10 protein-coding genes are annotated in these 12750 nt (G+C 54.4%); 6 read left to right on the top strand and 4 right to left on the bottom strand.

The annotated features are described in order from the left end of the window. Positions 1-207: 207 nt before the first annotated feature. From Q0802_RS04485 to Q0802_RS04475, 3 genes are all read right to left on the bottom strand, one after another. On the bottom strand, positions 208-4854 hold the full coding sequence (locus tag Q0802_RS04485) for an ExeM/NucH family extracellular endonuclease (RefSeq protein WP_298914184.1): 4647 nt from the start codon (positions 4852-4854) through the stop codon (positions 208-210). A 569-nt stretch (positions 4855-5423) separates the two neighbouring features. Then, on the bottom strand, positions 5424-6482 hold the full coding sequence (locus Q0802_RS04480; protein WP_298914181.1) for an OmpA family protein: 1059 nt from the start codon (positions 6480-6482) through the stop codon (positions 5424-5426). 311 nt (positions 6483-6793) lie between these two features. Beyond that, on the bottom strand, positions 6794-7249 hold the full coding sequence (locus tag Q0802_RS04475) for an Lrp/AsnC family transcriptional regulator (protein ID WP_298914178.1): 456 nt from the start codon (positions 7247-7249) through the stop codon (positions 6794-6796). 121 nt (positions 7250-7370) lie between these two features. Between Q0802_RS04475 and Q0802_RS04470 the strand changes: the two genes are divergently transcribed. Continuing rightward, entirely contained in the window at positions 7371-8210 is an 840-nt protein-coding gene (locus Q0802_RS04470; protein WP_298914173.1) for a PhzF family phenazine biosynthesis protein, read from the top strand. A gap of 234 nt (positions 8211-8444) precedes the next feature. Here Q0802_RS04470 and Q0802_RS04465 read toward each other — a convergent pair whose 3' ends face one another. After that, positions 8445-9272, bottom strand: coding sequence for a GNAT family N-acetyltransferase (locus Q0802_RS04465; RefSeq protein ID WP_298914170.1), 828 nt, complete (start codon positions 9270-9272; stop codon positions 8445-8447). Between the two features lie 66 nt (positions 9273-9338). On the opposite strand from Q0802_RS04465, the gene Q0802_RS04460 reads away from it, so the two are divergent. The 5 genes from Q0802_RS04460 to Q0802_RS04440 all read left to right on the top strand — a co-directional run bounded on the left by Q0802_RS04460 (position 9339) and on the right by Q0802_RS04440 (position 12541). After that, the gene (locus tag Q0802_RS04460; protein WP_298914167.1) at positions 9339-9635 is read left to right on the top strand and encodes a hypothetical protein; all 297 of its coding nucleotides are present in this window, start codon (positions 9339-9341) and stop codon (positions 9633-9635) included. A gap of 3 nt (positions 9636-9638) precedes the next feature. Further along, the gene (locus Q0802_RS04455; protein WP_298914164.1) at positions 9639-10538 is read left to right on the top strand and encodes a LysR substrate-binding domain-containing protein; all 900 of its coding nucleotides are present in this window, start codon (positions 9639-9641) and stop codon (positions 10536-10538) included. A 99-nt stretch (positions 10539-10637) separates the two neighbouring features. Beyond that, on the top strand, positions 10638-11069 hold the full coding sequence (locus tag Q0802_RS04450; protein WP_298914161.1) for a RidA family protein: 432 nt from the start codon (positions 10638-10640) through the stop codon (positions 11067-11069). A gap of 1 nt (position 11070) precedes the next feature. Then, positions 11071-11706, top strand: a complete 636-nt coding sequence (locus Q0802_RS04445) for a LysE family translocator (protein ID WP_298914157.1) — start codon at positions 11071-11073, stop codon at positions 11704-11706. A gap of 19 nt (positions 11707-11725) precedes the next feature. Further along, entirely contained in the window at positions 11726-12541 is an 816-nt protein-coding gene (locus tag Q0802_RS04440) for an alpha/beta hydrolase (RefSeq protein ID WP_298914153.1), read from the top strand. The last annotated feature ends 209 nt before the right edge of the window (positions 12542-12750 follow it).

The following is a 12750-nucleotide window of genomic DNA, read 5'->3' as shown; positions in this document are numbered from 1 at the left end:
GAAAATCGGGGAAAAGAGATGGCATCAATTGCGCGTCAAACGTGAGGGCGCAATCAACTCGATTGCGGCCCTACAAACGGCCTGAAAACATTTCTGCGCGGGTTCCAAAGTATCCCTCGCCGTCTCACATCGTCTGTCATCGATCCAACATAGCAAAGACAGGCACCCGTTTGATTGTTCTGGACAGAGGCCTCCCGCCAGGTCTGGTCAGACAAACACCGTATCCGAGAAAATGAAATCATCCTCGGTCAGTTCGGCGGAATTCACCCCGGTAAGATACATTGATCCCTTGTCCGCCCTTACCAGAGCATTTGAAAACACGTCACGGATTGCCATGTCCTCGAAGGTGTTGATGCCAAGGCCGGATACGTCAATTTTATCCATGCCAACATCGAAATCTGTCACCAGATTGGTGGATTTGTCGTTGAAGACAAACACGTCCTCCCCGCCGCCTCCCGAAAGAACATTGAAACCCCGGCCACCATCAATCAGGTCGTCGCCCTGTCGTCCGCTAAGCCGGTCGAAAGACTTGCCGCCAACCAGAACCAGATCTGTCACAGGCGCAAAGACGAAATCCTCCTCCGTCAGATCGGAACCGCGTGTATCGCGATCATCGAACCTGACTTTGGCGATATTGCCTGAAATCGTATCGGCCAGGATCGCCGTTCTGCCCTGGCCATAAATCTCCAGTTCTTCGAAGCCTTGAACACCCCATTGAGAAACGTCAATCCGATCTCCCTCGACTTTGGAGAAGTCGAGAATCTTGTCCCTGTCCCGGTCACCCAGAATAAAGGTGTCCGCGCCATCCCCACCCGTATATTTGTCACGCCCGGCAAGGCCGTCGATGAAATCATCGAACTCCGTTCCGACCAGCTTGTCGTTCTTGGCAGTACCGAAGACTTCGGATTTGAAGTTGAAACCGACAATGACCGGGTCGTGGTCCGAGTTTCGCGCCGCAGTATCGCCGTTGTAGAGTGTGGGATCGCGGCCAAAATCAAGATTGTAGTCAGTGATCGTTGCTTCATCGGAATTGATCCGCCATTCGGTCACCCCGGTGACCTTTGACAACAACGCATCGTTTGCCAGGGCATAATCCAATGTTCCGGCTTGACCATCGAACACAAAACTTGTGGCCCCATCGATGAACGTATCTGCCAGATCGGTATAACCTGCGTCTTCAAGCGCGGTGATGGGGTCTTCTTGAGCATAGGCATTCAGGTCCCCGACGATCAATGTGTTCTCGGCCCCTTGGCCAGTTGGATCGGCGGCCAGCCAATCTGCAAGAATCTTCGCGGCTTCGGTGCGGGTCGCATTGTTATTGCCCTGACCATCAAGTTGATCGTTGTCTGCCTCCAGACCCGAAAGCGACCCTTTGGACTTGAGGTGATTGACCGCCACCGTGATCGTCTCACCGCTGGAAAGATCCTGGAATGTCTGCGCAAGAGCCGGGCGGTTAAGTTCGCGCCCCGCATCCAGCGGATCCAGAAAATTGCGGCCTTCGAACTCGAACAGACCTGCGCTTTCGCCTAGAGGTGCCACCGATCCGGTCTTGTAGATCATGCCCACAGTGATCGCGTCACCGCCGAAATCACCGGTCGGAATAAAATCATAGACCTCAGAGCCCAATTCGGCGTTCACACGGGCAACGAGATCGGCGATGGCGATATCATCATCGTTCTCAAGTTCCACCAGACCCAGGACATCCGCGTCGATCTCAACCACAGCCTGCACGATCTTGTTCACCTGTCGGTCGAATTCAGCCGTTGCCGGCTCTACCCCAAAGCGCGTCAGATCATCTGCACCACGGCCCCCTTGGTCATCATTCGGGCCTGCGGTGTTCGATCCATCATCAAGTGTGGTGAAGTAATTCAGAACGTTCAACGAGGCGACTTTGAAATTGCCGCCCACATCTTCAGGCGTTTCCGTCCGCGGGTTGGATGCCTCGTAATCCGCAGTCGGCAAATGAATGCGGAATTCAGGCTCTTCAGAACTGGATTGGAAGTCCTCTGAATAGGACAGAACGCCGGTGACATTGGTTAGCGTATCGCCCATGCGAAAACTATCACTGGCCGTCAAAATACCGTCGTTTCCATCGGGTATTCTGATCAGGTCGGCGTTTTGTTCACGCGACCCATCATCCAGAGTGATTGTTCGCGCAGCAATGTCCTGCAGGTGCTGCGCATACCCTTCGGCGTCCGGGGCGTTGTTCTGGGTAAACTGCTCCAGCCGTCCATCGGCGGAGGCTTTCAGCGTCCCAAAGCGCCCAAGTTGGAAAAGCTCGGTGACTTCGAGGCTTTGCGGCAGAGTGACCAACATGCCTTCATAGGCCTCAAGATTTGCGACAAAATCGCCATCTTGATCAATCATCACCCCTTCGCTGCCCAGGTTGACGACCGTCGCGGTCGGCAGCAGTTGGTTGGAGGCGATGACTTCGACTGCACTGGCGGATATCTGAGTTTCCCCGAAGAATTCGGACACCGTGCCGGTCACCTCAACAAGATCACCAACCTGCACATCGGGATTGCCCTCCGCAAAGTCATCAAAGATAAAAATGCCCTCGGATGTGCTGGCGTCTGCATCCGCGTCCGCGTCTTCTTCCTGCACAAAGAACCCGTTGAGGTCTGCGCCCTCTACGTTGGACATCATCGACTGGAAGTCCGCTGTAACGATGGCCTGTATTCGAATGGTCTGGCCTTCGAGGACCGAACGATCATCTATGCCGACAGTGGCAAAATCTGCAAAGCCGTTAAATGCCGTGCTGCCCTGGATTTCCGAAATCTTGACCAATTCGGGTGGTGCGATCACCTCGTTGGTCTCGCCAGGTGTTGGCGCTTGCGCAACAAACTCACCTGAACCGTCGGGATTGCGCGCCAGCGCATCTGCCGTCGAATTGGTCGCCCCTTCATTATATTGCGTTGTCTGACCAAGCGCCGCCAACAGACCTGCATCGTCAGCATCGTTGGTGTCATAGACAAGCGCATCAACCAGATTATCCGTTGTGGCGACAGAAATGTCGGCGGGGTCCCCAAGGTATAACCCCACGGCATCAGCCCCGTTTTGCAGACCATTCGTTGTGAAGGCTTCAAGGTCCACATTTGCGACGTTTTCTGATCCGATAACAAAAAAACCGTTCTCATCCGTGCTGAACCCGTCCAGATCGAAGGCGTCATAGGCAGTGTCATCATTCCCGTTGAACAAAACGACAGTGTAGCCATCAAGTGGGGTCCCCCCAACGCCACCGTCATACAACTCGATGAATTCCGCTGCATCGCTGCCGGTTTGATCCGCGTCAACCTCATTGATTGTCAGCATCACGGGACCCGCCACGAAAGGGTCACCGTTCACTTGACTGCCGGGTGAGTAAATCGCGCCTTCGGCACCACTGGCATCCGTGTGCTGAACGAATGCACCGTCAAGATCAGGGTCGCGGGTCACTGACTGATTGTTTCCCCCTTCCGATCCATAGACAACTTCCTGGATCAGGGTGCCATCTGCGTTGGCCAAGGTAACCGTGTCGCCGCCGTTGTTCAGCCCAAGTGAACCAGAGGACGCCGTTACAACTTGCGCGCCGCCGAAATCACCCGTGGGTGTACCGCCACCAAAAACGACGATCGCGGCGCCAACCGCAAGGATCGTACCATCTGCAAAAGTATGACGAAGCCCAACGGCATCGGAAAGGGTCACTCCTGAAAGGTCGGCCTCTTCCGAACCGGTATTGACGATCTCGATGAATTCATCGTCTGTGGCACTTCGGGTGCCATCGCCATTCGCATCGCCAGTGAGGTCGGCGGCAGGGTCGGCGTGAATCTCATTGATTGCCAACATCAGCACAGGTTCCAAGACCGTTTCAAACGGATCGCCATCTACCTCTGTTCCCGGTGAGAAAATTGCCCCATTGGCCGCAGCAATGTCGGAATGGCCAGCGAAGTCGCCAGATATATCCGGATCCCGCGTCAACGACTGGTTGTTACCACCTTCAGATCCGTAGGTGACTTCCTGGATGGTTTCGCCATCAGCCGTTTCCAGGCTGACAGTCTCGCCGCCATTGTTGAGCCCCAGCGAGCCTGTGGAGGCCGTGAATATCTGCGCACCACCAAAATCGCCTGTGGGCGTTCCGCCACCGAAGACGACAACTGCCGCACCGGCCGCGAGCGTGGTTCCATCCGCAAATGTATGACGGACACCCACCGCGTCAGAGAGTGTGATGCCCGAGAGATCAACTTCCAGATCACCTTGGTTTACGATCTCGACAAATTCATCATCAGTCGCATCTCGCACGCCATCGCCATTCGCATCTCCGGAGATATCGGCGGCAGGGTCCGCATGAATTTCATTGATCACGAGGGAGGGAGGGGCTGCGACAACCGGACCAAACGTCTGGCCCTCATTAACCGCATCGCGCGTGGCGTCCAATGGCGCGGAAAACACGAAATCTGCACCTGCTTGCCCATCCCCGGTTCTTTGCAAAGATTGTCCGACATTCGTATTCCCGGGCTCAGACACACCGATATCTGTAGACGTCAGACCCGCAGCCGGGCCGTCTGTTGCAACAAGATTGCCTTCATAGCTTAGAAATTCCACGACCCCGCCGGTATTATCAACCAGCGCAATGCCGTCTGGTGACCCATTCTGAATGCCGACTGCATCGACGGACACAAAACCAAAACCATTGCCGCTGTCGGTGACGGTCAATCCGCTCAAATCAAGCGTGTTATAACTGGCCCCATTGCTACCGTTGTACAAAACAAGAGACCATCCGGTCAGATCGAAACCGGCCGGTGCAGCGATTTCGACAAATTCGCCGATATCTCCGCCAGCATTGTCATAGTGAAATTCATTTATGAAAGCGCTCATTGAACAGCCCCGCTATTGGTGAATGGCAAATTGACCGGATTTACTGGTAATGGATCGCGAACACGGAGATGAGAATTCTGAATGTCCGATTCACAACTCACCCGGGAATATAAAAGCCGAATTCATCAGGGTTTGCCACGAAGATTTTGTGAAATTCCGCACTCGCTTCGAGAAGGCGGCAATTCCCGGCCCAAGCTTTCAATGTCTCTGAAAAGAGAAGCCAAAACGACAGCGGAATTTGAAGAGTGAATCGTCCACGCGGTCTTGTGGCCGGGCCCCAGCCAGCCACGACGTCTCAAGGTCAGGCAAACACGGAAAAATTGATGGAGATTGCAACCTCAAGATATTGCGCGCACGCTTGTCTTGTGTTGCTCATAATGGCCACGGACAGCAAATCGCGATACGGTGACCTGCGTCGATTGCAAGCTCTCAAAGCTCTTGCATCAGACCAAACCAAGAAACGCGCGCGCGCCTAACTCTGCAAAATCAAGGAACCCGCCTGCTTCGAAGCTTACCAAGCATTTTCAACCGTTTGTTTTTCTTGGAAAAGGCGCCCAAAGCCCCCGCGCTCAGTCGTCGGCTTCTTCATGCACGTCAAAAACAACCCGCCGGTCAATGCCCTCGTAATGCACGCAAAACTCGGGGTGATCTTCCATGTGGCTGCTGACCTCTATATTCTCCATGGAAAACCCGGCTTCCTTTATGGAGTGGAAAACACCGTTCGCACGACTCCAGCTGATCCGCTGATTGACTTCTTCGGCACCACCGGGATCCGTGAACCCGATTATGGATACATGTGCTTCGGGACATGACTGGGCCTTGGCCGCAATTTGCCGCGCCGCGCTTGCGCCACGTTCATCAAGGATGCTGGAGCCGCTGTCGAAGTAGATTTGCGTGTAACTTGCCATCAATTGCAGCTCAGCAATACAGGCGATCTCTGATTTCTTATTTTTTTGTCCACTCAAATGATATCGAAGATTGTGGTAGTGCTTTGCCGAATAGCCCGGTGCCTCTGGGTGCTTTGTCTGCTGGTCTGAATGCGCCACCGGTCGTGGAACGGGCGCAGCCCGGACCTTGGGTGGTTTGACGACAGCCGCCTGTTCACTCTGCGCATCTGGATGGGTGTCGTCAGTCCCTTCACTGACCTCCACGCTTTGGTTTTTGTCCTTTTCAGCCATCGGCAAGGCGGAGAGTATGAGATCGAGTTGTGATGGTTTCGGCGTGTGCCGCCCCTTTGCAGCACTTTTCATCAATTCAATCGGCGGCATTCCTTCCAGATCGACCTCTTTGAGCGGAGACAGTGAGCGTTGGGGGGCCTGGGGTTTCGCTTCCACCGGAAGTATGTCTGAAGTTTGAGCGGCGAGTTGGCTTGCTACCGGTCTCGTTGGCACAGCCCAGGTTGTCTCTGTGATAGGCTTTTGGCGGAACTGACTTCGTCCATCCGGGATTTGAAGGAGCGGCAGACCCTCCAAGGGCGCGCCGGTCATCGCACTTATCGGATTGACCTCTAAGGGCTGAACCGCACCTGCAACTTTGTCGAGGATTGCGTCCCGGTGAAAACCAGCAGCCGCCCCCGCGACAGAGGCGCCAGCAAAGAAAATCACGAAAACGGAACTCTGAACTGCCATCTGACCTCCCAGTTCATTCCAATTAAACTTAACTTGTAATAAGGCACTTGCGCTTAAGAGTTGGTTAATTGCGCTGCACTGATGAGAAACCACTCTGTGTTACAACGCGCAGGTACACCCGGAAAGATTGACGCGAGCAGAGCAGATACAGCACCGCGCCCTTGCGTGTTGATCTCCCCGATAAGTCGAGGGTTGCAGCTTCATTGGGTGGTCGCACGGCGCCTGGTCGTAAGCATGTCCTCGCCACATGACAAAACGGGCGTTAGATTGAATAACCAACTGCTTAGCAGCCGATTTTCAGAAACTACGTTTCAGGCCGATGGACGCAGTGGCGGCAATCTGTCTTCAAAGATGGACGACTTGATAATCGACGTGTGGGTCTCGGCTCTGTCGTGAAAGGGAAGCAAAATGTCATCCAGTTCCGCCACATCTGCCAGCGCCAGCCTCGCGACATAACAATCGTCACCCGTTACCCTGTCACAGGACATGAAACGTGGCTGGTCTTCGATCATACGTTCCACCGTTTGGAGCTGCCCGCTGCGCGGCTTGATTCTGACAAGCGCCTGAATCGTGTAACCGATTTCACGCAAATTGACGCGCGCGCCAATGCTCTGAATGTATCCCAAATCACGCATCTGACGTAGCCTTTCCCCAACGGCGGGGCCGGTCAGGCCCACGTCTTTCCCGATTTCTGAAAGGCTTGCTCGACCATCGCCATCGAGAATCTCAATGATTGCGCAGTCTGTTTGGTCAAGAGATTTCGACATGAAAGATAACTAGCGTTTATACGAATGATTTGAAAGTGAAATTGATACATTGCGCTCGCCTTAACCGGGACAATGGCAGATCAAACCGCTATTTTAACACCAAATCAAACTGGAGACGAAAATGAACATTCAGAGGATTGCGGCATTTAGCCAGGGCGACAAAGGGGGTAACCCTGCGGGTGTGGTGTTGTTGAAAACTGAAGCGCGCGACGAAGATATGGCACGCATTGCCGCTGAGGTCGGGTATTCCGAGACGGCATTTGCCGTGGCGCTGGATGACAGTGGCAAGAATTGGCGCGTACGGTATTTCTCACCAGAATCCGAAGTTCCCTTTTGCGGGCACGCGACGATTGCCCTTGGCGCCGCATTGGGTCAACAGCACGGCGCAGGCACATACGCGCTGACACTGAACAATGCCTCAATATCGGTTGATGCTGCAAGCGAAGGCGGAGGCATTCTGGCCACGCTCACGTCACCCCCCACCCGAAGCCAAGCCATCGGTGATGATGAGCTTCAAGATGTCATGTTTCTTTTCAACCTCACGAACGCCGATCTGGACTCACGTCTTGCACCAGCGCGCATCCACGGTGGCGCAGACCACATCGTTATGCCACTGAAATCCCGCGCAAAGCTGGCCGATATGGGCTATAATCTTGATAAGGGGCGTGCCGTCATGCGCGAGCATGGTCTTGTCACGGTCATGCTTGTCTTTATCGAAACGGATCGGATGTTTGTGGCACGCAATGCCTTTGCTTCAGGTGGCGTTCTCGAAGACCCGGCCACCGGTGCGGCGGCTGCCGCCTTTGCCGGTTATCTCAGGGACGAGAATTGGCCCCATGGCGGGCAGTTTACCATTCGCCAGGGCGAAGATATGGGCAGCCCTTCGTTAATCAAGGTGAAGATGGACAATATCAAAGGCGCACCCGTTCAGGTTTCCGGAATGACCCGGAAAATCATATAACATCAATATGATGAAGGACACTCAGGTCTCTGCGAGACGGGTATCTAACACAAGGTTGCGCGCCAAGAAAAAATTGCTTTGGCCTTATCCCGCTTCGCCCAAGGCCAGCCAAGGTTTAAACCGTGGCCCCGGCCTCGTCGGTTGCCAATGGACATTATACGGATTTCGTCCTTTGTTATGGGCAATGCCAGCCAATCATGCCGACGCTGTATCAATATGGCTTGTTTGAAAGTGTCAGAAACTCAGGCGCAGTTCTTTTTGTGACAGGGTAAGCCGGGCACCCACCCCGCATAAAAATGTGTTGAGACCGATATTCGCGCGATCAACGTTGATTGCCCTTAAATTGTCGATATTCAGCGTATTTTGCCCATATGTCAGAAGCTGGGTTGCAAGATTTTTGCGCCGCATATCCTGACGTACTGCGATTTGCGCCAGGCTCGATTGAGCCCGCACAAATGCAGCATAAGCGACCAATCCCGATGTGTCCTGGATTGCAAAGCAGGTTGCGTGATTTCCCGCGTCAATCAGCGACGGGATATCGTTCTGCCAACTCGGTTTACTGTCCCAAAACGGCGACGCAAAGGATGCAATCGAAGAAATCTCGCAGATTGTCAAATCGTTCGGGGTTGCTTCCTGCGCTTGCATCGGGCGCGTGTAACACGCCAAAGTCCGGGTTTCGACAAAGCCGAGCGCGCCGTAAAGCGCGCGCGCCGCCGGATTGTTTTCCAGCACTTCGGATTGCAACGTGTCAAAGGCTTTCGATTTCAGATCGCCGATCACGGATCGCCCGATCATCCGTGACAATCCACCTCTGCGAAATTGTGGCAACGTCCCGCTTGAGATCAGGTAGGCATGGCTGCCACGCGCGCCCATCAGCCAAAAGGCGGCAACCTTTCCATCAAGGATCGCAACCTGCGACAAACCTTTGTTCAAGCCGCGTGACCGCATCATGAGATCGAACGCATCCGCTTCAAGGCGCATCGGGACCGGATAGTCCGAAAAGGCCAGGTTCATCGCGGAGCGCAGGCGGTCGTTAGAAATTTGCGTAGCGCTGTCGATCATGGAAACCCGCCCTGTGCATTTACGGTGAACCCCAATGGATCACCGATCTAAGTGAAATGCAAAACCGTGAACGACCACCGTAAAATGATCACGTGCGCCACTCATGGAACAACGATCAATCCAGCCAATATCGTTCTTCATATGTCGCGACCAGTTCGCGATGTCGATGTTGTCTACCCGCGACCGCCCAAAAACTTTTCCAAAACGCGGCAATGGACGTCTTTTTCCTTTAAAAAATTGAAACATCTTTTCATCTCCGCTCGATCATCAACAGCAACCGATTGGGTCGGTGCCGGTATTGACATCGCCGTTCGAGGAGCTGAAAACCAATTCGAAAACCGCAACTGCCATCAAATGAATTGATATATGAATACCCGCAGCCTACCCCCACTGACCGCCGTTCGGGTGTTCGATGCCGCCGCCCGGCACGGGACATTCACCTCCGCAGCGGACGAGCTTGGGATGACACAGTCCGCGGTGAGTTATCAGATTAAAGTTCTTGAAGAGCGTGTTGGCGCACCTCTCTTTGAACGCTACGCGCGCGGTGTCGGCCTGACGGCCATCGGGCAGCGGTTCCATCAGCGCACGGCGGCTGCCCTGGACATTCTTTCTGACGCGTATGGCGATGCAAAAGGTGCGGTGGAAGGCGCTCTATCGATCAGCGTAATCCCAACCTTTGCCACCAATTTTCTGGCACAGCATTTGGGGGCGTTCCAGCTCGAGCAACCTGGGATCGCCGTTCGGATGGAAATCAGTGAGGCTCTCACTGATTTTACGCAAGACGACATTGATGTGGCCATACGGGGCGGCCAAGGCAAATGGGAGGGACTGGTCAGCCATCTGCTGATGCCCACAACCTTCACGCCCATGCTCTCACCTGAATTGATCGACAGCATTGGCGGCATTCACAGCCCCGAAGATCTGCTAAAGCTCCCGATCTTGTCAAAAGATGATCCTTGGTGGCGCATCTGGCTGGCCACCGCTGGCGTCGCAGACACATCTGCGGAGACCCATGCAGCCCGCTCATTTGGCCCGCAAGTGGTCGAAGCGGGTGCCGCGATGTCGGGGCACGGTGTTGCGATGCTGACACCCGCCTTTTTCCAAAACGAATTAGCACGCGGACAGCTGATACAACCCTTTGAGGAAATCGGCGATGACGGCAGCGGCTATTGGCTGGTCTACCCCGAAAGCCGGCGAAACGCATTGAAGATCCGCCGGTTCCGGTCATGGATCGAAAAAGCGACACGGGCTTACCGTCAAGCATGACATATCAATTGAGTTGATGGCGGGTATCCTGATTTTGTTGGTTCACCAATGACATCGGTGCCACTTGGTACACTGTATTTACCAGGACAGGCGTCACCAATGATCCTCCGACATGCTCCCAAAACCGTCTCTGAAATCCCACCCCGCTATGCTGGGATCTTTTCTCATGGTGTGGAAATCAGCGCGCCCGCGCGTTTTCTTTTCCTGTCTGGTCAGATCGGAGTGAACACCCGGGGCATCACGCAACAAGGCTTTGAAGCGCAGACGCGACAAGCAATGGATAATGTTGAAGCGCTCTTGCACGCCGCCGAGATGCAGCAAGACGATATCTTGCGGGTGATCTACTATGTCACCGATGCGGCCAATCTGAAAACACTCAGCAATCTGCGACAAGAACGCTGGCAATCCGACAGCGGACCAGCGGTCACCACACTCGTCGTTGCCGGACTGGCGGCGCCCGACTTGCTCGTTGAGATCGAGGTGACAGCATGTCAGGGGATATCGGACCAAGCCCAGTCAGGGGCATTCTGAGTTGAACCTGTCGGATGTTTTAACCTTCACCCTTGTGGCCTCTCTGCTTGTGATGTCACCGGGTCCAAACGGGATGTTGATCGCAAAAACCGTACCGACGTCTGGTCGCAGGGCTGGGTTTGCAAATGTCGCGGGTTTCATGGCCGCCTTCTATCTGCATGGAGCGTTGTCCATCCTTGGCATCTCGCTTCTCCTTACACAGTCAGCCACCGCCTTTGCCATCGTGAAGTTTGCTGGTGCAACCTACCTTATGTGGATTGGCGTCAAGGCGCTGATATCCACAAGGCAAGGCGGTGCGTCTTTTTCCCGCACAAGCCCCACGAGGAAATACCGCTCCTTCTTTGTCGCCTTTTCCGAAGGTTTTTTGACAAATGCGCTCAATCCAAAGGTTTCGATGTTTTATCTTGCCGCGTTCCCCCAGTTTGTGACAGTAGGCGACGCACCTGCCTTATCATCCTTTGTTCTTGTTGCTATCCACTCCCTGCTAAATGCCCTCTGGTTTGGCGCAATGGTCCTTTTGCTGGGCAGGCTCTCTGGCTGGGCCCAAAGTCCTCACGTACAAAGGTACTTGAAATACACCATCGGCGTGGTGTTCATCGGATTTGGCGTGAAATTGGCAAACCTGCATCGGGCTTGATGGTTTGAGAGGAGAAAACGTGGCCGAATGGACATTGAATGAGACTTTCAAAACGTCCGCCGGTCTGGTTGCCGCAGGTCGGGCTGGCGATGGGCCCGATCTCGTGCTCGCCCATGGATGGCCGTGGTCATCCTATTCGTGGCACCGCTTGATCCCGCCACTGGCCCGGCAGTTCAGAGTGCACTGGTACGATATGCCCGGATACGGCCAGTCGGAAAAACCTGTTGAGCAACGGACCTCTCTCGATGTGCAAGGCGAGGTTTTTGCCGAAATGCTGGCGCACTGGGATCTGACAATGCCGAGGGTGGTAGCCCATGATTTTGGCGGTGCCACGACACTCAGAGCGCACTTGCTGCTGGGCTGCAAATTTCAGCGCTTCGTATTGATGAACGTTGTCGCGATGCGCCCTTGGGGATCAGCCTTCTTTGACCATGTCGGCAAGCATGTCGAAGCGTTTCAAAACCTCCCACCGCACATCCATCGCGCCATTGTCGAAGCCTATATAAAGGGTGCTTTCGCCACTGAAATTGATCGAATCGACTTTGATCATCTCGTCGCGCCATGGTTGACCGAAGACGGCGCAACCAGTTTTTATCGACAGTTCGCTCAGGCAGATGAGGCATATACCGCCGAGATCGAACCCCATTTCGGCGAGATTCGGTGCGCAACCAAGATCATTTGGGGCGAAGACGATCCCTGGATTCCAATTGACCGCGGCAAAGCACTGCACAAGGCCGTGGGACATGCCGAGTTTGCAGCGCTGCGCGGTGTTGGCCACATGCCCCAGTTGGAAGATCCCGATGCGACCAGACAACAGTTGGTGGACTTCCTTTGATCATTCAAACGTCGACACTCTCAAACCCGTTGTCAGCGCGAATGACGGTTCCGCGACCCAAGTTCCAACGAAGCATCTAGCAAGTACCCGGCTGCACAGCTTTTGTTTTCCGCGTCCAAGACCCCCAATTTGACACCCTCCCGCCAGCTCAAAAATCATCGCGGTGACCCAACGAACAACAAGGAGTTCGAATATGGCACGCAAGCGTT

The organism is uncultured Roseobacter sp. (assembly GCF_947495275.1).
Classification (GTDB): domain Bacteria; phylum Pseudomonadota; class Alphaproteobacteria; order Rhodobacterales; family Rhodobacteraceae; genus Roseobacter.
This window is presented reverse-complemented; position numbering and strand designations above follow the sequence as displayed.

Coding starts and splice junctions, on each gene's coding strand:
- Q0802_RS04485 (WP_298914184.1), bottom strand. CDS start 4,854: ATGAGCGCTTTCATAAATGAATTTCACTATGACAATGCTGGCGGAGAT.
- Q0802_RS04480 (WP_298914181.1), bottom strand. CDS start 6,482: ATGGCAGTTCAGAGTTCCGTTTTCGTGATTTTCTTTGCTGGCGCCTCT.
- Q0802_RS04475 (WP_298914178.1), bottom strand. CDS start 7,249: ATGTCGAAATCTCTTGACCAAACAGACTGCGCAATCATTGAGATTCTC.
- Q0802_RS04470 (WP_298914173.1), top strand. CDS start 7,371: ATGAACATTCAGAGGATTGCGGCATTTAGCCAGGGCGACAAAGGGGGT.
- Q0802_RS04465 (WP_298914170.1), bottom strand. CDS start 9,272: ATGATCGACAGCGCTACGCAAATTTCTAACGACCGCCTGCGCTCCGCG.
- Q0802_RS04455 (WP_298914164.1), top strand. CDS start 9,639: ATGAATACCCGCAGCCTACCCCCACTGACCGCCGTTCGGGTGTTCGAT.
- Q0802_RS04450 (WP_298914161.1), top strand. CDS start 10,638: ATGATCCTCCGACATGCTCCCAAAACCGTCTCTGAAATCCCACCCCGC.